The organism is Blastopirellula sediminis, assembly GCF_020966755.1.
Taxonomy (GTDB): domain Bacteria; phylum Planctomycetota; class Planctomycetia; order Pirellulales; family Pirellulaceae; genus Blastopirellula; species Blastopirellula sediminis.
In genome coordinates this window covers 22,877-48,250 of record NZ_JAJKFT010000009.1, presented here as the reverse complement: position 1 = coordinate 48,250, position 25,374 = coordinate 22,877, and the positions used below count along the sequence as shown (strand labels likewise).

The window sequence follows — 25,374 nt, the reverse complement described above, 5'->3', positions numbered from 1 at the left end:
GGCGATGTGAGTCTAAGCCGCGGCAAAGCCGGTGACAAGCTTGCTTATGGGGGAACCTTTCGCGTAAAAAAACTCCGAAGGCTGTGATTTTTTCACGATTGCATCTCCCTCCAGCCCCCTAAACAATCGAACAAAGTCACGCCTTGTCCCCCTCACTCGCCGCGGTCGATCGTCATGCCCTTTCCATTCCGCCCGCTGTTGGCCGCCATCTTAGTCGGTTCGCTCACTTCCTTTCTGTTGGCTGACGAACCGTTTATTCCTCGCAAACAATCGGCGATTCCCGGCCCTCCCCTCTCGCCAGAGGAAGCGGCCGCCAAGATGACCGTTCCTCCTGGCTTTACGGTCGAGGTAGTCGCGGCCGAGCCAGACCTGATCAATCCAGTCGCGATGACCTTTGACGACCAAGGCCGGATCTGGGTGACCGAATCGCTCGAGTACCCCCGTCATTCCCCCGGTCCCGGCCGAGATCGAGTCAAAGTCCTCGAGGACACCGACCATGACGGCCGCGTCGACAAGACGACGATCTTCGCCGAAGGCTTGAACATCCCCTCCGGCATCGCCGTTGGATACGGCGGCGTCTGGGTCGCTAACTCGCCAGACCTCCTCTTCCTCCAAGACACCGACGGCGACCTGAAGGCCGACAAACAGGAAGTCGTCGTCACCGGCTTTGGACGAAGCGACACCCACGAACTTCCTAACTCGCTGACCTGGGGTCCCGACGGCGCGCTCTACGGACTGAACGGCGTCTTCAATCCATCGCACGTCACGCAAAATGGCAAGACGTTCGATTTCACCTGCGCGATGTTCCGCATCGATCCCCGTACCCGCGAGTTCTCGCTCTTCTGCGAAGGAACGAGCAACCCGTGGGGAATCGCGTTTGATCCGGAAGGCAGCGCCTTCGTCAGCGCCTGCGTGATCGATCATCTGTGGCATCTGACCGAGACCGGCTACTACCATCGCCAAGGGGGCCCTTATCCGCCGTTCACCTGGAAGATCGAGTCGATCGTTCAACATAAACACCAAATGGCCGCCTATTGCGGGATCGAATACTTCGATAGCGACGCCTATCCCGCCGAATATCGCGATCGGCTCTACATGGGAAACATCCACGGCAATTGCGTCAACGTGGACGAAGTGACCCGCGACGGATCGACCTACTTTGGTAAGCCTCACCCCGATTTCGTCACCGCCAACGACGTCTGGCATATGCCGGTCGATCAAAAGATCGGCCCTGACGGCTGTCTCTACGTTCTCGATTGGTACGACCGGTATCACTGCTATCAGGATGCGATGGCTCGTCCGGCCGAAGTCGATCGGCTGAAAGGGCGCCTTTATCGGATTCGGTACAAGGAGACGCCGCGGGCCGAATCGTTCGACCTGGCGAACGAGGATGACGAACAGCTGATCGAGCGACTCCGTAGCGGCAACCGCTTCTATCGCGACCGCGCCCAACGCTTGCTGAGCGAACGCAACGAAATTGCGGCACTCGAGGAACTCGATGCACTGGCGCTCGACAAGTCAGAGCCGAGGAAAGCTCGCCTGCACGCCGTCTGGGCGATTGCCGGAACGACCTGTCCGAGCGAATCGTTCATCCACGCGTTACTCCACGACGAAGATTCCACCTTCCGCGCCTGGGGCATCCGAATCGCCGGCAATTTTGGCAAGGTTTCGCCTCGCGTTGCGGAGAAAATTATCGCCGCCGCCAAGGACGACACTCCCGACGTCCAACTGCAAGCAGTGATCGCCGCCGGCAAGTTGAAAGAAATTCCCACCATCCCGACGTTGATCGCCGCGCTGGGCAACGCCGGCGACGACAAGTTGATTCCGCACATCGTCTGGCAAAATCTCCATCCGCTGCTGGAAACCGACAGCGGCGAACTCTTCGCTCAGCTCGAAGATCCGAAGCTGGCCGCCAATCCCAACGTCGCCGCGTTGCTGCCGCGGATCATCGATCGCATTCTCGCAGCGCCGCAGGTCGAGACCGACAGCATCATCAAACTGGTGAAACTGGTCGCCGAGACTCCGTCGCTCCATTCCGCTCTCAACAGCTCGCTGGCCACTCTCGCCGCTCGCGTCCAGTCCGGCGAAATCGACGGCGATCGGCTTGCCGCGATTCGCTCGCAGTTGGAACCGGTACTTCAGCCGATCCTCACTGCCGGCGACAAACACCCGTCCTATTTCGACGCCGCCCTCCTCGCGGTTACCTGGAAAAACGCCGACGCCCAAACCGCCGTTCGCGCCGCTTATCGAAACGCATCGACGCCCGACGCCAAACGGGCCGCTGCACTCGCCGCTCTCGTCGCGTTTGGCGACGACCAGATCGTCCCAGCTGTGCGTGACGTCCTAGTCGCTCGCGAAAACACGTCGAAGCAGCTGCAATCCGATTCGATCGCCGCACTCGGCAAACTCGACAATCAACAGGTCGCCGAGATGCTGGTCGCCACCTATCCACAGCTCGCTTCCGATCTGCAGCCGAAAGCGCTTGAAGTCCTCACGCAGCGCGTCGCGTGGAGCCAAAAACTTCTCGCCGCCGTCGCCGCCGAACGAATCGCCAAGGACGCTCTCAACATCAATCAGGTCCGCCGCCTGCAGGAAAGCCCGGATAGCGACGTGGTCGCTGACGCGATCAAACTCTGGGGACAGATCCGTACCGAGCGTAATCCGCAGCGGGAACTGGTGATCGCCGACATGCGGCGTCTGGTTCGCAGCCGTGACGGGGATCCTCACGCTGGCGCCGTCGCGTTCCAAAAGCTGTGCGGTCAGTGTCACAAGATTTACGGCCAAGGGCAGGAAGTCGGTCCCGACATTACCACCAACGGCCGCGGCTCGTTTGAACAACTCCTTTCCAGCGTCTTCGATCCCAGCCTGGTGATTGGGCCTGACTATCAGGGACGCATGGTTCTGACCGCCGACGGCCGGACATTGACCGGCCTGATGGTCGAAGACAATGACCAGCGGGTAGTGCTCAAGCTGCAAGGGGGCAAACTCGAAACGATTCCTCGCGACGACGTCGACGCGATCCGCGTCAGCAAGTTGTCGCTGATGCCGGAAGGCGTCGAGAAACAGCTGAGCGAACAAGAGCTGATTGACCTGTTCGCATATCTTTCGCTGACTCGTCCGCCGGGCGATCCCAATACCGAGCTGATCCCCGGCGCCGAGGCGATTGACGTCCGTCGACTCCATTTGCCTTCGTCGCTGGTCAATCAACTCGCATCCGCCGAACTTTCCAGCAATGCCACCGAGCTCGGCAAGGGCGCCCGCGGCGCCGCGACCGATCTGGTCTACCTGCCGGAGAAAAACGCCTACCTCCACAATTCGCAGTGGCATGAAGTCGGAGTCGGCGGCGGAGCCGATCTCGGCATCGTTTCCGAAGGCAAGCCGGTCTTCTACGAGGCGACCTGGAAAGCGCCGGTTGCGATCAACCTGATCACCCTCTCCGGCGTCTACCCAAACCAGCCGCAGCCCAACACCGCCTGGAAGATCGAAGTCCGCAGCGGCGGCGATTGGCGTCTGCTCGACCGCGGCGTCGGCGGTTGGTACGACAATGGCCGCTACGTCTGGGGCGCCCCTGGTACCGCCGAAACATCGATCGACGGCTTCCGCGTCAGTCTCTTCAGCCCCGACGAAAAGACGCCGATCCGCAGCGTCCACTTCCGCGGCGAAGAAGGAGTCTCCTGGTTCGTCGGCTCCGCCCCGGCAGATGCCATCATCGTGAAGGATTAATACCCCGAAGCGCCAGCGAGGGAAATGCGGCCGAGGTGGCAATTTAGGTAAGCCATTTTTCAAGGTCCAAAAATAGGACCGGACCCTTTCCATTTTTTTTGATCGAACGATTTCACGCATTCGTCTCCCCATCACTCCGTCGGATGTGGAAGCGACAAATAGCCCTAACTCCCGTGTAGAAAACGACCTATCGTTTTCTACCAAAATCTCCATGACTCGATCACGAGCCAAAACCGGACCGTACCAAGCGGTCCTGTTTTTTTGGGACCGCGGAACGAGGGTCCCAAAAATGAATTGCGCAGTTCTCGTACGAATTGTCAAAGAGCCGAGCGCCGGAAGGTGCGCGCGGTTTCGCCAACCTGCACTCGACCGGAAGTCCGTGCGCTTTGTCAATCGACAAACATTGGCGACGATGCGAGCGAATTTCGATCGCGCATCAACGAGCGTTACAATGCGACTAGAGCTATAATTTCCGCTTCGCTCGATAGCCGTACGCACGAATGCCCCGAAGGGGAAAACATGCTGATCCAAGTTGGCTACGAGATTGCGTTTCAATTGCCGCAGCCCGCGCCGATGCTGTTGATGCTCTATCTGCATCCGACGCGCGAGCTGACGACGCGGCAGCCTGACCGCTTACTGCTGACCCCGAGCGTGCCGGTGCAGGAGTATTACGACTCGTTCGGCAATCGTTGCGGGCGAATCGTTGCGCCGGCTGGGCAGATGTCGTTTCGCAATCAGGCGCTGGTCGAAGATTGCGGCTTGCCCGACCTGCAAGCGCCCTACGCAACGCAGGCCGAAGTGCAAGACTTGCCGTCCGACGTCCTGATCTATCTACTGCCGAGCCGCTACTGCGAAGTCGATAGCGAGTTAAAAGATCTCGCCTGGTCGTTGTTTGGCGCGAGTCCTCCTGGCTGGCCGCGCGTACAGGCGATTTGCAACTACGTTCACAACCACATTCGATTCGACTATCTGCAAGCCCGGGCGAATCGAACCGCCCTGGAAGCGTATCGCGAACGGGTCGGCGTTTGCCGCGACTTTATGCATCTGGCGATCACCTTTTGCCGCAACTGCAACATCCCGGCTCGCTACTGCACTGGCTACCTCGGCGATATCGGCGTTCCCCCGAGTCCCGATCCGATGGACTTCAGCGCCTGGTTCGAAGCCTATCTCGGCGGACAGTGGTACGCCTTCGATGCGCGAAACAACATTCCCCGCATCGGTCGCGTGCTCATGGGACGCGGCCGCGACGCCGCCGACGTCGCGCTGACGACGACCTTTGGCGTGAGCGAACTCGCGTCGTTCCGCGTCTGGGCGGATGAAGTAGTAGGGACGCCCTACTAGCCCGAGGCGCAAGCCGAGGGAAAGCTTAGCGCGGCGGAGAAAGTGCTCGCTATTATTTCCGAGCACGAATCGGTTGCGGCCCCGGTCTAAAACGGCCGATCACATTCCCTCGGCTTGCGCCTCCGGCTAATGTTGCGCAACGTACGGTCTATCTTGAGACCGCTCCGCCGGCGTTGGCGACTCCGGCGCCGCTCGGTTCAAAGACCCAGTACATCCCGCCCGGTCCGGAAACGGAGCGTAGCCATTGTCGGTGCGCCGCTGGTTGCGGCTGGTGGAGCAGGGTGAAGATGTCGCAGATGATCGAGTCGTTGTCGCCGTAGTAGGCGTGGCCGATCAGGCTGGTGTCGATCGCCGAGACGTCGATCGTGTCGACGCCGGGGACGATGACGATCTCTGGGCGGACGTCGCCGGCGCGGGGATAGCCGTTCACGTTTTTCGAGGCGAGTAGCGCCAAGTCGTTGGCCGACGCGTAAAGGGTCACCTGGTTCGAGGCCCGGACGATCTGCGGGGCGATCTCTTCTTTGAAGACCTGGGCGTCAACGTCGGGCGCCGCAAGCACGACCTGGTTAAAAAGCTTCGTTTCTTCTTTCATTTCGGCGGCGATCTCTTCCAGCGCCGCCCCCATCGCCCGGTTCCCCATGCTGTGAGCGATCAGATTGATCGACTGAGCGTCGCTCTGCTGGGCGACCTTCAGCAAGAATTCTTTCAGATGCGAGACGGTCCAAAGCGAGTTGTCGCGGTCGGTCGCGTAGCCGAACAAATCGGCTTGCGACGGCCAACTGTAGAACATCGGGACGCCGGTAAACTTCAGGTCATACGCCATCTGGGCGGTGCGGCGAGCGGCGTCTTCAAACGAGACGTTGTAGCCATGGACGAAGATCAGGATCTCGCGTCGCGGCGACTGGGCGACCATCTCCCGCAGGTCGGCGAAGAACGCCTCTTCCTCTTTCGAGAGGACGTCGAGCAGCACGACATGCTTTTCTGGACGTTCGGTCAGTTCCAGCTTCAGGATCGATGGAGCTTCAAGCTGCCCCACTTCGTGCACTTCCGGAATGCTGACGTGACACGCGCCGAACTGCAATTCGCCGCGACCGCCGCTGAACATGGCGCTGCCGCTAGCAAGGGCGCGTAATTCCTTTTGATAGTCGAGCCCGGCGTCACGCGCGACGAACAGCCCCAAAGCGACCGCGACGATCGCCAGCACGCCGCCGACGCGGACCATCTGGTATTTCCACATCAGGCCAAACAGGGCGAGTCCGCCGAAGGCCAAGCCAATCGCCGGATAGAAATGGCCGACAATGCCGGCGCCGCTGGCCAGCTCACGATCGGTGCCGTACAGCACTTCGACCACTTCGTAGCCGGGCGTATCATCGGGAACGCTTTCGGCTGCCATCATCGGCGCCATCGCTGCGTTGGGCGCGGCCATCGCCGCTTCCGCTTCTTCGGCCGCCATCTCGATTGGCGTCCGTGCTCCCATGCTGGCCGGAGCCCGCATCATTCGCGGAGACGCAGTTGGCGCCGGTTCGGCCGTGGAACGCATCATCATCGGGGCAGCCGACATTTCCTCGGGCGCAGCTTCGACGGCGGCGATTTTCTCGCGCGGAACTTCGACTTCGGCCGGTTCGACGGCAACCACGCCGTGATCTTCGGCCGGGGCAGTCGCTTCGACCCCATCGCCGCCATCCTCAGCCGTTTGCTCTTCCGGCGCAGCTCCGCAGCCGAGAATCAGCATCGCCATCAGGCAGCCAAAGACGCTCCACGCAGCAAAAATTCGTCGATCCATGACGCTTCTTTCCTTCATCCGTTCCTCACTTGGCGTACCCTTGAGACAGGGCGCCGGGGCGTCGATCATAAAGGCTTCCCCCTCCCCTGGCCAGACGAATTGAGGACCGGTGATGTTCGGTTTGTAACGCCAATTCCAGTCAGTACTTAGCTCACAAAGAGAATCTTTCCCCAGCGGCGCCAGTTGCTGAGCGAATTTGTAAATTTCAACTACGATCAAAAAACCGCCGCCCCCCCAAGCTCGTCTCCCTGGGCGGAACCAACTTTTCTCCAACTATTCTTGCGCTCCAATCGCTGCGTATTAGGGAACCCACTATGCGACGCTGGACTCTCGCCCCCGCTCTTTGGTTATTGCTGCTCTCGCCTGGTCTTCTGCTGGCCCAAGACGACGCCGCCGAAAACAAACCGGCCGACGCCGCTCCGGAGGCCGAAACCGGCCCGGCGAACCAGTCGAGCTTGCTCTCGGTTCCGAAACCGGTCCGCGAAGCGATGCAGGATCGAGACTACGACCGAGCGATTACCGCCATCGAAAAGGCGATCGCCGACAAGCAGGGAGACGCCGCCTACCTGACCTATCTGAAAGGGCGAGCCTACTACTTCGCCAAGAAGTACAAAGAGTCGATCGCGGTGATGACCGAGCTGACCAAGCGTTACCCGGATAGCGATTGGACGCGGAAAGCCCGGTTTGCGATCGGGGTCGCATATGCTCGCGCGGGAGATTATCGCGCCGCGGAACTCGCCTACCAGGCCGAGGCCGAGTATCTGATCTCGCTCGAACGGAAAGAAGAGATCGCGGCCATTTATCTGGAATTCGCCGACGCCTTTTACGCCCCCAAAGCGGACAACAAGCAGCCCGACTACCAGCGAGCCCTCTCCTTCTATCAAAAAGCGGCCGAAATCGGCCCGATGAAGGAGACCAGCACGCGGATCCAGCTGCAGATCGCCCGCTGCTACAAGCAGATGAACAACCCGGGGCAAGCGATCAATCTCTACCAGGCGTTCATCAAAGCGAACGAAGATGACTCGCTGTTGCTGCCGGCTCGATATGAACTGGGCGAAGCGTACCTGGCGGCCGGCAATCGGGTCGAATCGCGTCGCACGTGGGAAGATCTGTTGTCGCTCAACGGCACCGCCAAGTCGGAGCTGATTCCACTCGCCTCGTTCCGCTTGTCGGAAACGTACGGCATTCCCAACCCCGGCAACAAGGATGACCTGGAACTAGGGGTCGCCGCACTCAAAAAGTTCCTGACGACCTATCCCGACCACGAGAAAGTCGCGACCGCGCATCTACGGATCGTGCAGAGCTATCTGAACCAGGGACGGACCGAAGACGCGCTGGCCGCGGTCGACGAATTCCTGGCCCAGGACAAGCTGGCCAAGACCGACGAGTACGCGTCGGCCCAATACTTGAAGGGTTTGGCCCTGGCGCGGCAGAAGAAGTTTGACGATGCGATCGCCGCCTGGCGAACCTACTTGCAGCAACACCCGACGCACGGTCACTGGAGCGAAGCGCAGCGTCAGATCATCAACGCCGAGTACGCCAAAGGACTCGACGCGATGGAGCGGGAAGATTACGACGCCGCTCGCGCCGCGTGGGGCGAATTCCTGGTGAAATACCCGATCGACGAACGAAATCGGGCGATCCAAAACAACTTCGCTCAGATGCTATTCCAGCAGAAGAAATACGACGAAGCGATCGCCGCGTGGCGCCAGGTCGTCTCAAAGTACCCGCAAACCGAGGAAGCGTCGGTCGCCCAGTATCGGGTCGCCCAAACGTTGGCCGAGAACCTGAATCGTCTGGCCGACGCGATGGAAGAGTACAAGAAGCTGAACTGGGGCTCGCAAGCCGGTCCGGCTCAACAGCAGATCGCACTGTTGTCGAACAAGTCGCTGGCGATCAGCACCGTCCGCGTTTATCGCAGCAACGAAACGCCGCGGATCGGGCTGAAAACGCGCAACCTGGAATCAGTCGACGTGCAGATCTACAAGGTCGACCTGGAAACCTACTTCCGCAAGATGCACCTGGCGACCGGCGTCGAATCGCTCGACATCGCGCTGATCGATCCCGATTCGCAGTTTGAGCACAAGGTGGCCGACTACGAGAAATATCGACTCTTCTCGAGCCAGGTCGACGTGCCCCTGCCGGGCGAAAACAAGGTGAAGGCGGGCGTGATGGCGATCACCGTCAGCGGCAAGACGCAGGAAGCGACCACGTTGGTCCTGCAAAGCGATCTCGACATGATCGTGAAGAGCTCGCGTGACGAGGTCTTTATCTTCACGCAGAACATGCGAACCGGCAAACCATGGCCCGGCGTCAAGCTGCTCCTTTCCAACGGCAGCGAAGTCTTCGCCGAAGTCGAAACCGGCGCCGACGGCGTTTATCAGGCCGACCGCAAAGAACTGCGTGATCCGGCCGACCTGCGGGTCTTTGCGATCGCCGACGGGCACATCGCGTCGAGCGTCGTTAACCTGAATGGTCTCGGCGTCGCCCAAGGGTTGGCTCGCGCCGGTTACTTGTACACCGATCGCCCCGCTTATCGCCCCGGTCAGCTGGTTCACTTAAAGGGGATCATCCGGGACGCGGTCAACGACATCTACGTCGTTCCAACCAAGCGCGATTACAAGCTGGAAGTCTACGACGGCCGCAATCGCCTGGTGATGGAAGAAGAGATCAAGCTGAGCGATTACGGCTCGTTCCAGTCGCACTTGCTGTTGCCGAGCGCAGCCGCGCTTGGGGATTACCGGATCGTCGTTTCGGACGAAAAAGTGCGGTATGAAGGGTCGTTCGTCGTTCATGAATACCAGCTGCCGTCGGTCTTCCTGTCGGTGGAGTCGGATCGCAAGGTCTACTACCGCGGCGAGAAGATCACCGGCACGATCAAAGCGGCCTATTACTACGGCGCCCCGGTTTCTGGCGCCGAGATTTCCTACTCGCTCAACGGCGATCGGACGTTCAACGCGACGACCGACGACAAGGGGGAAGTGAAGTTCGAGTTTGAGACTCGCGACTTCCGCCAATCGCAAACGCTGAACCTGGCGGTGCAATTGCCGGCCCATTCGACCGCGACCAACCAGCCCTTCTTCCTCTCGGCCCAAGGCTACACGATCGAAGCGAAAACGGTTCGCCCCGTCTACCTGGCCGGCGAAACGTTTGAAGTCGACGCGACGGTCAAGGACGCCGAAGGAAAACCGATCGCGAAGGACCTGACGCTGAAGGTCTTCCAACTCTACAACGCCAAGGGAACCAGCGAAAAGCAAGAGAAGCTGGTCGAGGAATTCCCAGTCAAGAGCGACGAAAAGACCGGCGTGATCCGTAAGACGCTCCAACTGCCGGACGGGGGCGACTATCGCGTTCGCCTGGAAGGAACTGACCGGTTCGACAACGTCGTCTCGGGTGAAGTGGCGGTCAAGATCTCCGGCGAAGAGGACAAGATCCGCCTCCGCATTCTGGCCGATCACCACACGCTGAAGGCGGGCGAAAAAGCGACGGTGAAAGTTCACTGGCGCGAACGTCCCGCTTTGGCGTTGTTGACGCTGGAAGGGGCGAAGATCCTGGAGTATCGCCTGATCCAGCTGAAGAAAGGGGACAACGAAATCGAAATCGACGTCGCCTCGAAACTGGCGCCCAACTTCCAGATGTCGCTGGCGGTGATGATCGATCCGACGAAAGAGCAAGATACCGAAGAAGTGCCGGTCCGGTTCCACACCGCGACTAGTCCGTTCCAGGTTGAGCGCGATCTGCAAATCGCGATGAAGATCTTGGGGGACAAGCATAAGCCCGGCGACAAGATCGAAGTGGAAGTCTCGACGACCAACGCCGCCGGTCAGCCGGTTGCGGCCGAGTTGAGCCTGGCGATGGTCGAGAAAGCGCTCTACGAACGCTTCCCCGAACGGATCGCCGCGATCGAAAAGTTCTTCGGCGGCGTCAACCGTAGCTTCGCGATGCGGACTTCGGCGACGATTGAATTCTGCTATCACCCGCAGACCAGTTCGATCGACCGTCTCCTGTTGGCGGAAGAAGAACGCCTGGAAACGCTAGCCCGCGAAGAGGAAACTCTGGAAGAGTTGAGTGATCGCGATTTCGACGGCATCGCAATGGGCGTCCGCCCAGCGTCCGATCGATTCGCCGGCGGAATGGGCGGCTTTGGCGGCGAAATGGGTGGTAGTGGCTTCGGCGGCGGCGGAGGAGGCTTCTTCGGCGGTCCAGGCGGTCCAGCTCCTCCGATGCCCGCTCCCGCGGCCAATCAGCCGATGGTCGAATACGGGACCTATCCGCAACTGGAACAGCAGAATCGCCAGCTGGCTCAAGCGGGCGACAAGCAGCAGATGAACGGACACTACATGGAGCTCTCGCGCCGCCGCGAAATGCGAGCGGACGAAAAGAAGCGGGCGGATTTGTACTTCTATGACGCTGCCCCGCAAGGGGGTCAGGGTCAGCTCGACAACGCCTGGATGATGCAGCCAGGCGAACTGAAGGACCTTGGCAGTCAGCGCGAAGTCCAGATGCTGGCGGCGGACGGACGTTTCTCGAATCTCAACTTCGCCATCGAACTTGGCGAAAAATGGGGCGCGGAAGCCGCTGGAGAACGCCTGAAGAAAGCGGCCGCCGATGGCGAGCGGATCTTGATCGGCATTCCGGCGCAGGAAACCGGTTTCTGGGATCCGGCCGTCATGACCGACAAGAAAGGGAAGACGAAGATCGAAATCACCTTGCCGGAACGTTCGACCGCGTGGCTGCTGAAATCGCGCGGCGTGACGATCGATACCCTCGCCGGCGAAGCACAAACCGAACTGGCGGTCAGCAAGTCGCTCTTCGGCGAACTGCGAGTTGCGGCGGCGTTCGTCGATGGGGACTCGGCGCAGATCCCGGTCACCGTCCACAACGACCTGATCGACAAGGGGGAGATCACCGTCACCTTGAAGACGACGATCGGCGCCAAGTCGCAAACCGAGACCAAGACGCTGAAGGTCGAAAAGAAGGGAATCGTCGATTTGGCCTTCCCGGTTCGCTTCGCGCTGCCGGTCGCCGGTAAAGAAGACGCCGAACCAGGCGCCGAAATCGAGTTCTCGCTGACCGTTGCGGCTGCCGAGACGACGGATCAGCAGTTGGCCCTCGTGCCGCTGCTTCCGGCCGGTATGCCAGTTTATGCGATCGCTTCCGGAACGTCGGCCAGCAGCACTTCGGCCTTCGTCCAGCGTCCTGCCAAGATGCCCTGGTCGAGCCCGCGGATGCAGATCGTGATCGGTCCGACGGTGCAACAAACGCTGTTTGACGTCCTCAGCACGGCGCCGACGCTCCGTCAGCTCGACAATCAGCGGTTCGCGACCGGCATCGACACCAACACCAGCGACCTGATGGCGGCGCTCGCCCTCCAGCAGCTGATGAGCAAGGGACGCGATGCGTCAAACCCGCAGATGCAATCGCTCGACGAGACGATTCGTCGCCAACTCCGCTCGATCGTCGCTTCGCAAAAGGATGACGGTTCGTGGAACTGGGCCGGTCCGTCTGGCGCCAGTAACGCGTATACCTCATCCCGCGCGATGTGGGCCTTGTCGCTGGCTCGCAATGCCGGCTATCGAGTCGACAAAGACGTCTTCGATCGCGGGCTCAACTACTTGAAGAACCAGCTGACGCAGTTGGGAGTCGCCGACTACGAAAGCCGCGCCGTCCTGCTGCATGCGGTGACCGAAGCGGGGCAGGAGGATTTTCCGCTCGCCAATCAGCTCTACCGCAATCGCAACTCGCTTTCGACCGCAGGGCTGGCTTACCTGGCCCTGACGTTCGCCCAGATGGATCGCAAGGAAACGGCCGGCGAGATCATCGCCTTGGCGAAGCAAAAGCTGAGCGGCGGCGGTATCACGCCGCTGTCGTGGAACTCGGCCGAGGTTGAAACTCGCGGGCTCTACGCGTTGTGCTTGTACAAGCTGTCGCCGCAGCAGGAAGAACTGCGCAAGGAAGTCGAATGGCTGATGCAGCATCGCTGCGGAGCCCGCTGGGCGCCGGAGAAAGCGGTCGGCCCGATCATGCTGGCGGTCTGCGGCTACAACGCCACCAAGCAATTGGCGGCCGACGCCTACGATCTGACGGTGATGGTCAACGACAAGCCGCTAAAGACGCTGAAGTTTGACGCCAACTCGACGACGCAAACGCTCGACGTCCCGGTCGACATGTTGACCAACAAAGAGAAAGAAACGATTCGCTTCGAGCTGAATGGCCGCGGCGAGTTCTCGTACGAATGCGTGTTGGCCGGCTTCGTCGCCGCCGACAAGCTGGAAAGCACCGCCAACAACTGGACCGTGCGCCGCTACTACACGCCGGCGCCGATCGAGTTCGACGGCCGCCCCGTTTCCAGCGGCTTCGGCCTGCTGGCGGGCAGCTACTCCAGCTTCCGCAACACCATGACGCAACTGCCGGCCGCCAAGAAGGGGCACGTTACGCTCGAAATGTGGCGAAACAACGTCGCCGGCAATTCGCGCGACCAGCAGATGCCTTACTTGATCGCCTTCGAGCCCCTTCCGTCCGGCGTGCGCGTCGACGAAAAGACGGTCACCGGCCCGTTCGAGCGATTTGAAATCCAGCCCGGCGGCATCCTGTTCTACCTGGGCGGCAATCGCGGCCTGGGGACGATTCAGTTTGACGTCATCGGCTCGATCCCCGGCGACTACCAAGGTTTGCCGACGATCCTCCGCGACGCCTACCACCTTAGCGATATGGTGGTCGCCAAGTCGCAAGAGCTGAAAGTGCTGCCTCTGGGCGGAAAGAGCGAAGACAAGTATCGCCTGACCCCGCTCGAACTGTACGAGCTCGGCCGACTCAAGTTTGACAAGCATGACTACGCCGGCGCTCAAGCGCACCTGACCGAGCTGTTCAGCAACTGGAATCTGCAAACCAACTACTTCCAGCAGACCGTCCGGATGCTCCTTGATATCAGCCTGGAACAAGGGAACTCGGCCGAAGCGGTTCGTTACTTCGAGATCGTGATCGAGAAGTATCCGGAACTGGAAATCCCGTTCGCCAAGCTGATGAAGATCGGCAAAGCGTATCACGAGATCGGCGAGTACGAACGGGCCTACCTGGTCTATCGGGCGACGGTCGAAGCCAGCTTCATGGTCGAAAGCCAAGTGGCCGGCTTCCTGCAGGACCAAAACGAGTTCCTCCGCAGCGTCGAAGTGATGACCTCGCTGCTGCAGAACTCGCCGCCGGAACCGTACGTTGCGACCGCCGAATACGCGCTCGCCCAGCAGGTCTCGGCCAAGGCCCCGAATGCGGCCCAGGATCCGCAGCTGAAGGAGAAGAACATCAACCGGGTCACCCTGGTCCGGCGTTCGCTTGGCATGCTCGAGAACTTCCTGACATCCAATCCGGAAGATCCGTCGGCTGACCAGGCCGCCTTCTCGTTGGCGACCGGCTTGATTGAGCTCGACGCCTATCAGCAGGCGATTTCGGTCTGCGGCGACTACACGCGTCGCTACGGAGAAAGCAACTTCCTGAGCAGCTACTGGTACATCACCGGCTTCTGCCACTTCGCCCTCGGTCAGCACGAGAAAGCGCTGCAGATGTGCGAACAGGTCGCTGAGTACAAACGCCCCGCCACCTTGTCCGGCAGCCGCCAATTGGCGGAAGAGAACAAGTGGCGAGCCGTTTACATCATGGGACAGATTCACCACGCCCTCGGCCAGGCCGCCGCGGCGATCACCGACTACGAAAAGGTCAAAGATCGCTTCGTCGACGCGGCCCAGTCGATCGATTACTTCCTGCACAAGCAGATCGCTTTGGCAGACGTTTCGACCTTCACGCCGGACGAAGCGGTCAACGTGGAGCTGAAGTTCCGCAACATCGCCGCTTGCGACGTGAACGTCTATCGGATCGACCTGATGAAATTCGGCCTCCTCCGCCGCAACTTGCAGCAGATCACCGCGATCAACCTGGCTGGCATTCGCCCCTACCACGAAGAAAAAGTGGAGCTGGGCGACGGCAAGGACTATCGCGATCGGACGAAGGAGCTGAAACTGCCGCTCAAGGAAGAAGGCGCCTATTTGGTGGTCTGTCGCGGCGAAAACCTGCATGCCAGCGGGCTCGTCCTGATCTCGCCGCTAAAGGTGGAAGTGCAGGAAGAATTTGAATCGGGCCGCGTCCGGGCGACGATTCGCAACGTCAAGACCGACGCCTACGTCGCCGACGTCCACGTGAAAGTGATCGGCTCGGCCAATGACGAGTTCGTCTCCGGCGACACCGATCTCCGCGGCGTCTTCGTCGCCGACGGCATCCAAGGCCGCTCGACGATCCTGGCCGAAGCGGAAGAAGGAGAATACGCCTTCTACCGCGGCGAGAAATCGCTCGGCGAAGTTCCCCTCCCGGTTCCCAACGCCAAGCCGCAAGAGCCGAACGCCGGCTATGGCGGTCAGATGCAGGGAAAAGGCTCGAGCAACAAGGCGAAGCTCAACGACGAACTCCTGCGAGGGATTCGAGCTGGCAACGACATGATCCAGCAAGAGCAACGAAAGAACCTGGACAACTTCTATCGCAACGACGTCAAAGAAGGGATCCAGAACTTCAAGTTCTAAGCGAGATCGCGAGTGAAAACGAAAAAGGCCGGTGCAAACGCATCGGCCTTTTTTTGCACTACGTCGCTTCGGTCGTCGCCGGCTTCTCTTCGGCTGGCTTTGCGTCCGCGGGCTTCATCGGGTCGCCTTCTTCGCCCCGCTTACGATCGTTGCCGCGACCGTCAGGGCCACGTCCCCCATCGGGGCCGCGACCGCCGCCTGGTCCGTTCCAGTCGCCGCGGCGACCAGGTCCCATCCCGTCGCCGCGCGGTCCGCCGGGTCCACCACCGGGACCTCCGGGTCCACCTGGACCGCCGGGGCCCATGCCATCATCAAAGCCGCCTGGCCCATCGCCGCGACCAAAACGATCCTGAGGACGCATCCCTCCGCCGGTGCGACCACCCCCAAAGAAGCTGAACATCAAGTGCCGCGAATACTCTTCCCGCAATTCCTTGTCGAACGCTTCTTTCGGAAGCGTCGCCAGATGGCTGCGGCGTTCGGCCGGCAGCTGTTCAAAATACTTACGGACATCCTCTTCGCTGGCGTTTTCCAGCATCTGCGAGTGGAACGCTTTGAAGATCAATTGGCGAAGAATGTCGCGTTGAGCGTCGACCGGCAGTTTCTCCATCAGCCCGCGAGTTTGCGGCGTCAGATCGGCCATCAATCGCTTGATGTCTTCCTGTCCCGGCAGCGGAGCTTCTCCTTGCCGATCGAAGTTCATCTTTCCCCAGACCCAAAAGAGGCGCCGCTCTTCCGGCATTTCGTCCAGACGCTCACGCATCCGCGAACCGTCGCTGAACTGCGAGTCGAGGTATTTCTCGATCGGCTGCCGGTTCGTCTTCATGAAGTCGACCAGCCAGCCCCAGATCTTGGGCATGTCTTGTTCGTTGGCGCCGCGGAGTGCGTCGCGCATCATGCCGAAGCGACGGCGGCGCGACTCTTCTTCCAGCTCCGACTTGATCGCCGCGACCCGTTTATCGATCGGCAGCTTTTCAATTTCAGCCCGTTTGACCGGATCGAGAGACTTCAGCCATTCGTAATAGCGATTCATGACGTCGCGCAGCTCTTGGCCGTCGCCGCGCGTCTCGAGCGCCGTGTGAATCTCTTGGCAATGTTCGCGTCCTTCGGTCGAGAGGCGTTCCCAGCGCTGTTGGCTGGCCATCAACTCTTCCTTTTCGGCCTGCGACATCTGTTCGATCCGCTGTCGGCGATCGGTCAGATCGTCCCCCAGGGCGACGCCGGAGGCGGCCAGCAGCAAGCAGGTCGGCAGCGCGAGTCGCTTAAACGCCATCATCCACCTCCGAAACGAACAGCCCTTCTTTGCGCAGCTGTTCCAGGAACTCGACCTCGTCCACCTTTTGATAGCGGTCCATGTTTTCGATCAGCGGCAACTCGGTCAGCAGCTTTTGATTCTCGCTGGTCGCCGAATAGTTGACCCACGCGAAACCGGCGACCGCGGCGATCAGCGACGCCGCCAACGTGATCGTCAGCACGCGCCACGTGCTCGACTTGCGGCGATCCTGGATCGTTTCGAGCTCTTGCGACGCGGCGAGCGAGATCATCTCGACCGTGGTGTGCACGAACGAACCGCTCGCTTCCATTCGAGGCAGCGAGTCGAGCATGTCCCAGGCCCGTTCCAGACGCTGCAAGCGCTGACGGTAGTCGTAGTCGTCGGCCAGGCGGGCTTCAACGACGATGCGTTCGTCGTCCGAGAGCTCACCGTCAAGATACGCGACAAGCTGCTGCTCGGCGTCGTCGACTGGTACCAAATTGTCGTCGTTCGGCGTACTCATAAAAATGGCGCTCACTCGGCTGGCGGTTTCGCCCCTTGCTCCAGGTAAGGTTCCAGGGCCGTTTTCAGATTGGCCCGGGCCCGGGAGAGCAGAGACTTGATCGCTTCAACCGACATCCCCATCGTGGTCGCGATATCGGCGTAACTCATTTCCTCAAATTTCGATAACAACACGGCCATTCGCTGCCGCTCATTCAGCGTTTCCATCGCAAGCCGGACCACTTCCCCCATCTCGGCTCGATCGATCATTCGGGTCGGCATTTGACCGCTCGCCGCTTTGGCGATGCGATCCAACGGATTTGCCGGTCCGATTCCCCCCTCGTCATTGCCGTCGACCTGAACCTCCTTGCGGCGGGCCATGCTCCGGCGAGCGTTGCTGGCCACGTTGTTGGCGATCGTGTAGAGCCAGGTCGAAAACTTCGATCCCGGCTTATACGACTTCCGCGAACGGTAAACCCGCAGAAAAACCTCCTGAGCCAGATCCTCCGCCTGCTCTCGACGCCCCATCAAGTGGTGCATGAGGTTAATCAGCCGGTTTTGATAGCGCAGCATCAACTCCTCGAAGGCCGCCGCGTTGTCGTCGCGCACCTCGAGCATGAGCCGGACGTCCGGATCTTGCAGTTCGTAGCGTTTAGCGGTCGATTCCGTGATCGACAAGCGGCGCTCCTGGCCTGTTCGGCAGTTGTTTCGAATGCGGAGTTGTGAGAAGCCGGGCGGTCCTCCCAACAGTGGTCGCCCAGCGGACCGACTTCTCGCCTATTGTAACCCCAGCGCAGCTGAGAAGTTTTCGCGCGCCAAGAATTATTCGCGAGGCGTTTCGTTTTGGCACGCCCATTGCATTTATGTTAGCTGTTCCAGGGATGAGAAGAAGCCAAGTCGATAGGGTCGGGACAGAGAAGAGGATTCCTATCAAGGGGCCGGCGTTGTGAAGAGGCGATCCGGTCCATAGAGCGAAAAACCTTACCGTTTAACGCTTTGTGGCTTTCTTTGGGACATGAAAGAGGCAAACGGAAGCTGCTGAGGCGCAGTTTCCGCTTTCAACAAACTAGGCGGGCTGATCGATGAGATCAGCCCGCCTGTTTTATTTTGCTTGTATCAAAATCACACACTGCTCGATTTTGCAACAGCTCAGCCTGTGGCAACCTGCCCACAAAACCCCCGCTTTTGAGCGGAATGATCAGGCCATTTCGATCTTTTCTCTGCAATTCCTGAGTACCAACGTTTAAACTGAACGTTTCTGGTATTAGATTGCTCGCTCGTTGGAACTCTTGAGACAAACGTCTCAATCTTCAACACGATTCAACCTCTACTTTTCCCGTCAGCAACTCAAGGCATTTCCCCATGGCGACTTTTTCTCGTTTCGGCCTGGCAATCTGTCTCACGGTGGCCTGGGTCAGCGTCTCGATGGCCGCTCGGTCTTCGGATGACTATGGCATCCCGCAAGTGGCCGAGATCAACGAACAGGTCAGCGCGGTGTGGAAGGACTACGGAATTACGCCGGCGCCGGAAGCGCAAGATTTCGAATGGGTCCGCCGCGTTTACCTCGACGTGATCGGCCGCGTTCCGTCGGTCGAAGAACTCGAAGAATTCCAGCGTGATCGCAGCAAAGACCGGAAGAAGAACCTGGTCGAAAAGCTGCTTAACGACACCGCCTACACCGAAGAATACGCTCGTAACTTCACCACCATCTGGACCAACGTCCTGATTGGTCGCACCGGCGGGACCGAAAACAACACGCAGATCAATCGCGAAGGGATGCAGAAGTATCTCCGCGACAGCTTCGCCCGCAACAAACCGTACGATCAGATGGTCCGTGAGATCATCACCGCCGAAGGGGCGAACTCGCCGGGCATGCCGAACTTCAATGGCGCCGTGAACTTCTATATGGACAAGCTGGCCGACGACGGCGTCCAAGCGACCGCCAAGACCGCCCAGATTTTCCTCGGCGTCCAAGTGCAGTGCACCCAGTGCCACAACCACCCGTTCAACAGCTGGAAGCAAGACAAGTTCTGGGAACTGAACGCCTTCTTCCGCCAGACCCGCGCTCAGCGTGACCGCGGCATGGATACGAACAACGGTCGCGGCATGGCGATGAGCTTGGCCAACGTCGACTTCCGCGGCGAAAGCGGCAACCCGACCCAAGCCGAAGTTTATTACGAACTGCGTAACGGCCTGATGGAAGTCGCCTACCCGGTCTTCATCGACGGCACCAACATCAACCCGAACGGTCTGGTCTCGCAGGTCAATCGTCGTGAAGAGCTCTCGAAGTTCGTCACCGACTCGAAGGAAATGCAGGAAGCGATCGTCAATCGCGTCTGGGGCCACTTCTTCGGACAAGGCTTCACCCGCCCGATCGACGACATGGGCCCGCACAACCGCCCCTCGCACCCGGAACTGCTCACCTACCTGGGCGAAGAGTTCCGCGGCTCCAGCTTCAACATGAAAGAGCTGGTCAAGTGGATCACGCTGAGCCAGGCCTACAGCTTGTCGAGCAAGATCACCAAGGGGAACGAAGTGGACGATCCGAGCATCGGCGAATCGCCGAAGTTCAGCCACTTCTACCTCCGTCAGATGGAAGCCGAACAGCTGTACGAATCGCTGATCGTCGCCACCCAGGCCCACAAGACCCGTGCCGACTACGCGGAACAAGAACGCTTGAAGAGCATGTGGATGCAGCAGTTTACGACCGCCTTCGGCACCGACGAAGGGGACGAAGCGACCACGTTCAACGGCTCGATTCCGCAAGCGTTGATGATGTTCAATGGCGACCTGATTCAGGATGCGACCAGCACCAAGCCGGGAAGCTACATCGCCACGCTCGCCGCCAATGGCGACGACGGCAAAGAAGCGATCCAGCACTTGTACATGGCGACCGTCGCTCGACGTCCGTCCAAGAACGAGATGCAAGCGGCCGGCGTTTTGGTCGCCAGTCACAAAGGCAACGTCGCCGCCGCCCTGCAGGACGTCTTCTGGGCGCTGCTCAACAGCAACGAGTTCATCCTCAACCACTAAGCCGACGGCCAACGCCCTCGCTTTTTCCGATACATTTTCAAGTCAACAACGAGATTCAATCCAAGGAAATAAACATGTCCATTCCCACCGGGATGTCGCGACGTCACTTTATGAAGCATATGGCGGGCGCCTCGGCCATGGTCGCTCCGGCGATGATGATGGGTCAGTCGATCCGCGCTCATGCCGCTGACCTCACCAGCCGCGGCAAGAGCTGCATCATGCTCTGGATGGGTGGCGGTCCAAGCACCATGGACATCTGGGACCTCAAGCCGGGCCAAACGACCGGCGGTCCGTTCAAGCCGATCTCGACCTCCGGCGACCTGCAGATCTGCGAACACATGCCGAAGACCGCCAAGGTCATGAAGCACCTCTCGGTCGTTCGCTCGATGAGCACTCGCGAAGCCGATCACAACCGCGGCCGCTACTACATGCACACCGGCTATGTGCCGAACCCGAACATCGAACACCCGGGCTACGGTTCGGTCATCGCGCATGAGCTGTTCGATCAACGTCCGTATTTGGAAATCCCGCCGTTCGTTTCGGTCGGCGGCGGTAGCGTTGGACCGGGCTTCCTCGGCATGACCTGGGCCCCGTTCACCGTCAGCAGCAACGGTCAGGTTCGCAACCTGAAGATGCAGGGCATGAGCGACGAAACGCTCGGCAAGCGTCTCGAGATGCTGAAGCTGGTCGAAAACGGCTTCATCAGCCAACGCCGCGGACCGGCCGCCGAAGATCACGCCAAGATCTTGAACAAGACGGTCAACCTGATGACCAGCGAACAGATGAAGGCCTTCCGCGTCAGCGAAGAGCCGGATGCGATGAAAGAGCTCTACGGCACCAACGGCTTCGGCCAAGGCTGCTTGCTCGCTCGTCGTCTGGTCGAAGCGGGCGTCCCCTTCATCGAAGTCGACCTCGGCGGTTGGGACAACCACGCCAACATCTTCAACACCCTGTCCGACACCAAGCTGCCGGTCATGGATCAGGCGATGTCGGCCCTGGTCACCGACCTCGAACAACGTGGTCTGTTGAAAGACACCACCATCGTCTGGATGGGCGAATTCAGCCGCACCCCGCGGATCAACGGCAACACCGGCCGTGACCACTGGGCCCGCAGCTGGAGCACCGTCGTCGGCGGCGGCGGCATCAACGGCGGCATCGCCGTTGGCAAGACCAGCGAAGATGGTACCCGCGTCGAAACCGAACCTTACTCGGCCGAAGACTTGATGGCGACCGTGTGCCGAGCGATGGGCATTTCGCTCGAAACGACCTTCACCAGCAAGAACGGCCGGCCGATGAAAATCGCCAACGGCGGTAAGGTGATCAAAGAATTGGTCGCCTAGTCGGACAGAGAGCACCTGGCCGATCGTTTCGCGAGAAACCTTCGGCTGCAAGCGCACATGGACGGATAGGCGCTGCAAACCGCCCCACGAGCCAGCATTGCACTTTGCAAAAGGCCGGCGTCTTTTACAGACGCCGGCTTTTTTTCTGCGCTCGGATCTGCGTAAAATCTAGGTAAGGGATATTACTTTGCTGGACGCATCAAGGAGCTTCTCATGACCTGGCTCGCTCACCCTCCGATCGTTGTGCCGTTTGACTTCTCGCCTGTCTCGAAGGAAGCGGTTGGCCGTGCCATTGGTCTGATTGGGAGTCCCAGCGGAGTCCATGTCGTGCATGTGCTGGGCGAGCTCTCGCCGGCCGAGCCGGGCGAAGTGTGGCACACCGTCGATCACGCCACCCGAACTAAGCATGCGACCGAAGCGATCATCAAAGAGCTCGGCAACGAGGTGACGGTCAAGGTTCTGTTCGGCGACGCCGGCCACCAGATCACCGAATACGCCGACGAAATCGGCGCCAAGCTGATCATCATGCCGTCGCACGGCCGCAGCGGCATCTTGCGAGTTCTGCTCGGCTCGGTCACCGATCGCGTCGTCCGACTGGCCCACTGTCCGGTGCTGGTACTACGACCAGAAAAGCCAAAGAGCTAGTCGTTGCCGGCTCGCGTAGTCCAACCTTTGAGCGTTGGCAATTGCTCTTTGGGCACGACGGAAATTGATCCGTCCCCTCTCAGCACGACGATCTCTTGCATCGGCGCATTGCCGACGGTGAAGCCATTGACGAACTCCTCCGGCGACGTATCGTCCGGCTTCGTCCAAACGACCGGATCGGCGCAGTTTTCAACCACCGCCGCCGAATTGGAGATCCCGTCGGTCACGTCGGCGAAGGAGACCTTCGGGACGGTCGGATCAAACAGGGCGCCTGGTCCAGCGATCGCCTGGAATGTGGTTTTCGTGCCGTCGTCGTCGCTGACGCGCGGATCCGCATAAACTTCCGGCCGCGCCGCCATCATCATGCTATTCGTGGGGCCATCCCATGGCTCGTCAAAATCGTACGACTCGTAGAGATCCTGACGCTCGAGAAACGGCAAGATCAGCACCCGCCACGAGTGCATCGGCTTGCCGTTCTCATCGGCGACGTAAACGGGCGGCAGGGAGTGGTAGACCTCGTGATACATGTGCAGCGCCAGTCCGATTTGCTTCATGTTGTTGCTCACGACCGCCTGTTGCGCCGTATGTCGCGCCGCGGCGATCGCTGGCAACAAAAGCGCAACCAACACGCCGCCGCATACGAACAGGAAGAAAAAGCCGCCGCCCACCACGATCAGCACAATCACCAAGGCGTTCGCCTTACCATGTCGTGGGCGTTGGGGAGTTCGCTTTTTCATGAGCATTTCCTCGCTAGTACGTTCTAAAAACTGGCCGGCTAATCGCCGGCGTCGCGGGTCGTCCACGATGGGGCGGCGCCCAGTTCCGAATGATTAATCAACTTGCTGGAAGTATCCGCATTCATCACCCACACTTTGCCACCCGGCGCCGCTTGTAGCGGTAAACCGGAGAGAAACTCTTGCGGTGAAATATCGTCCGGCTCGGTCCAGATGACCGGCTTTCCAAAATTCTCCACAACCATCGCCGTCACCGCCGTTCCATCCGTAATCTCAGCCAACTTCATCTTGGCGACCGTCGGATCAAAACAGGTTCCGGGGCCGGCGATCGCCTGGTAAGGGGTGGTTTTCGGATCCTCGCCCGGATTTCGCGGATCGGCGTAAACGACAGGGCGCTCTTGCATCAGCAAGCGATTGTTGGGGGCATCCCATGGCTCGTCGAAATCGTAGCGATCATAGAGGTCGCCGTATTCAATAAACGGCAGGATCAACACCCGCCAAGAGTGAATCGGCTTGCCGTTCTCATCGGCGATATAGGCAGGAGGCAGCTCGCCATAGGTATCGTGGTAGTTGTGCAGCGCGAGCCCGATCACCTTCAAATGCCCACTCGAAGCCGAGGTCGTGGCGGCTGCCCGCGCATCGGCGACCGCCGGCATTAACCACAAGACGAACACCCCACCAATCAATAACAACACGACCAGGACGAGGGCGATCACCGCCGTCGCGTTGGATTGGCCTTGTCGAGATTGCGGGAGGTGCGCCGGTTTTCTCATGAACTGCATTTTCGAAGAGGGCTAAAGGCGCCAGTTTGGAGGCGTTTCGCCGCCGCTACGCGTGGCGGCCGATTTTAATTGCGCCGCCGTCTTGCTGTAGACGTTCTGCCTTGTTCCATCGGCCATCAAAATCACAAACATACCTCGCGGCGCGCTATCGAGCAGCACGCCTGATTCGAGGTCCGAAACGCTCATATCGACCGGCTTCGTCCATGGGACCGCGTGCCCTAGATTCTCGACCGCAAGTAACGTCGCTGTCGATCCGTCCCGAATATCAGGAAACGCGACTCGACCAAACTGGGGATCAAAGATCATTCCGTCCCCGACAACGACTTGATAAGTCGTCAAGCTCGGATCGTCCGACCTGAACCGCGGATCACGGAAGACCCACGGCATTTTGTCGAGAAGTTTTCGATTATCTGGGGCATCCCACGGTTGCGAAAAGTCATACTTTTCGTAGAGCTCTCTTTCATCAAGAAAGGGCAACAGCAACACGCGCCACGAGTGCAGCGGCTTACCATTCGCATCCGCCACAAACGCCGGCGGAAACGAGCCGTAAACGTCGTGGTAATCGTGCATCGCCAATCCAATGCCCTGAAGCGCATTGGACGTACTAAAGATCCGCGCCGCATCACGCGGCATGTGATTTGCGTACCAACTGACGACGAAAAACAGCAGCAACAATGTCGCCGTGACCACGAAACAGACCAACGGCCACGGAGACCATGGCGTTGCAGCGGAATCACGACAATTGGACATCGGCTCGGAATTCTCGCTGGCGAGGAATCAGTATCACCAATGGGCCGCCTCGCCACCTTCGCGCGTCGAGATCGCCTTGATCACGTCCGGCTCAATGGTTTCGCTGAAGAACTGCACCGAGCCGTCCGCCATCAAAACGTTCGTTCCGCCGACGGGGCCTTTCTCGAAGGGAATCCCCTGCACGAAGTCGCTGATCTTCGTATCGTCGGGTCGCAGCCACGGGACCATCTTGCCGGTGTTTTCGACCACCAGCGCGGTGTTGGAAGTGCCGTCTGTGATTTCGCGGAAGAGACTTCCCCGCGTTTCATTCATGACCGTTCCCTCGTCGGAAATCGCCTGGTAAGACGTGGCGCCTTCTCCTGGAGGGCTATCGATGGTCGGGTCTGCGTAGACCATCGGCATCTGCGACATCAACAAGCGATTGTTGGGGCCATCCCACGGTTCGTTGAAATCATATTGGCTGTAAAGAAACTGTTCTTCGATAAAGGGAAGAATCAGCACGCGCCACGAGTGCATCGGCTTCCCGTTTTCATCATTGATCGTCGCCGGCGGAAATGTTCCATAGGTGTCGGCGTAGTTATGTAGCGCCAAACCAATCTGTTTCATGTTATTCGTCGACTGCATGCGGCGAGCGGCGGCACGAGCCTGTTGAACGGCCGGAAGGAGCAACGCCACCAAGATTCCACCGCACAAAAGGACCATGAAACCGACCACCGCGAGGACGATGATCACCACGGGGACCGCCGAGTTTCCAGAGCGACGAACGATACGGGAAGAGACGAATCGCGACATAAGGGAGTTCCTAACGGCCAAAGACGGTTCCAAGCCCGAATCTTACCGCACAATTGAGGGGAAGGGAACTATTTCTTGGTGGGGTTTGGATTGCTGAAAAGCTTCGATTGGGAAAGAATCTAAGGTATCCCTCCGGC

The 25,374-nt window shown here is 59.7% G+C and carries 14 protein-coding genes; 6 read left to right on the top strand and 8 right to left on the bottom strand.

What is annotated here, in order from left to right; genetic code table 11:
* Window positions 1–174: 174 nt before the first annotated feature.
* A complete protein-coding gene (locus LOC68_RS11320) occupies window positions 175–3,723 on the top strand; it encodes a PVC-type heme-binding CxxCH protein (protein ID WP_230218570.1) in 3,549 nt (1,182 codons plus the stop codon).
* Between the two features lie 519 nt (window positions 3,724–4,242).
* The gene (locus LOC68_RS11315; protein ID WP_230218569.1) at window positions 4,243–5,064 is read left to right on the top strand and encodes a transglutaminase-like domain-containing protein; all 822 of its coding nucleotides are present in this window, start codon (window positions 4,243–4,245) and stop codon (window positions 5,062–5,064) included.
* Window positions 5,065–5,212: 148 nt separating this feature from the next.
* On the opposite strand, the gene LOC68_RS11310 is transcribed toward LOC68_RS11315, so the two are convergent.
* Window positions 5,213–6,847, bottom strand: a complete 1,635-nt coding sequence (locus LOC68_RS11310; RefSeq protein ID WP_230218568.1) for an alpha/beta hydrolase — start codon at window positions 6,845–6,847, stop codon at window positions 5,213–5,215.
* Between the two features lie 314 nt (window positions 6,848–7,161).
* Between LOC68_RS11310 and LOC68_RS11305 the strand changes: the two genes are divergently transcribed.
* A complete protein-coding gene (locus tag LOC68_RS11305) occupies window positions 7,162–15,411 on the top strand; it encodes a tetratricopeptide repeat protein (protein ID WP_230218566.1) in 8,250 nt (2,749 codons plus the stop codon).
* Between the two features lie 58 nt (window positions 15,412–15,469).
* Here LOC68_RS11305 and LOC68_RS11300 read toward each other — a convergent pair whose 3' ends face one another.
* Genes LOC68_RS11300 through LOC68_RS11290 form a run of 3 tightly spaced genes read right to left on the bottom strand, consistent with a single transcriptional unit; the run spans window position 15,470 to window position 17,839 of the window.
* Window positions 15,470–16,684, bottom strand: a complete 1,215-nt coding sequence (locus tag LOC68_RS11300; protein WP_230218564.1) for a hypothetical protein — start codon at window positions 16,682–16,684, stop codon at window positions 15,470–15,472.
* A complete protein-coding gene (locus LOC68_RS11295; RefSeq protein ID WP_230218560.1) occupies window positions 16,671–17,183 on the bottom strand; it encodes an anti-sigma factor family protein in 513 nt (170 codons plus the stop codon). Before LOC68_RS11295 ends, LOC68_RS11300 begins: the two co-directional genes overlap by 14 nt.
* 11 nt (window positions 17,184–17,194) lie before the next feature.
* Window positions 17,195–17,839: an RNA polymerase sigma factor gene (locus LOC68_RS11290; protein WP_230218559.1), complete on the bottom strand. Its 645-nt coding sequence runs from the start codon at window positions 17,837–17,839 to the stop codon at window positions 17,195–17,197.
* Between the two features lie 684 nt (window positions 17,840–18,523).
* On the opposite strand from LOC68_RS11290, the gene LOC68_RS11285 reads away from it, so the two are divergent.
* The 3 genes from LOC68_RS11285 to LOC68_RS11275 all read left to right on the top strand — a co-directional run bounded on the left by LOC68_RS11285 (window position 18,524) and on the right by LOC68_RS11275 (window position 22,179).
* The gene (locus LOC68_RS11285) at window positions 18,524–20,194 is read left to right on the top strand and encodes a DUF1549 domain-containing protein (protein WP_230218557.1); all 1,671 of its coding nucleotides are present in this window, start codon (window positions 18,524–18,526) and stop codon (window positions 20,192–20,194) included.
* Window positions 20,195–20,286: 92 nt separating this feature from the next.
* On the top strand, window positions 20,287–21,534 hold the full coding sequence (locus tag LOC68_RS11280; protein ID WP_255671282.1) for a DUF1501 domain-containing protein: 1,248 nt from the start codon (window positions 20,287–20,289) through the stop codon (window positions 21,532–21,534).
* 213 nt (window positions 21,535–21,747) lie between these two features.
* On the top strand, window positions 21,748–22,179 hold the full coding sequence (locus LOC68_RS11275) for a universal stress protein (RefSeq protein WP_230218555.1): 432 nt from the start codon (window positions 21,748–21,750) through the stop codon (window positions 22,177–22,179).
* Here the strand turns inward: LOC68_RS11275 and LOC68_RS11270 are convergent.
* The 4 genes from LOC68_RS11270 to LOC68_RS11255 all read right to left on the bottom strand — a co-directional run bounded on the left by LOC68_RS11270 (window position 22,176) and on the right by LOC68_RS11255 (window position 25,237).
* The gene (locus LOC68_RS11270) at window positions 22,176–22,916 is read right to left on the bottom strand and encodes a DUF1559 family PulG-like putative transporter (protein ID WP_230218554.1); all 741 of its coding nucleotides are present in this window, start codon (window positions 22,914–22,916) and stop codon (window positions 22,176–22,178) included. The genes LOC68_RS11275 and LOC68_RS11270 overlap by 4 nt on opposite strands.
* 38 nt (window positions 22,917–22,954) lie before the next feature.
* Window positions 22,955–23,686 (bottom strand): DUF1559 family PulG-like putative transporter, encoded by a 732-nt coding sequence (locus tag LOC68_RS11265; protein ID WP_230218553.1) that lies wholly within the window; start codon window positions 23,684–23,686, stop codon window positions 22,955–22,957.
* A 21-nt stretch (window positions 23,687–23,707) separates the two neighbouring features.
* Entirely contained in the window at window positions 23,708–24,328 is a 621-nt protein-coding gene (locus LOC68_RS11260; RefSeq protein WP_255671281.1) for a DUF1559 family PulG-like putative transporter, read from the bottom strand.
* A 150-nt stretch (window positions 24,329–24,478) separates the two neighbouring features.
* On the bottom strand, window positions 24,479–25,237 hold the full coding sequence (locus LOC68_RS11255; protein WP_230218551.1) for a DUF1559 family PulG-like putative transporter: 759 nt from the start codon (window positions 25,235–25,237) through the stop codon (window positions 24,479–24,481).
* Window positions 25,238–25,374 lie beyond the last annotated feature (137 nt).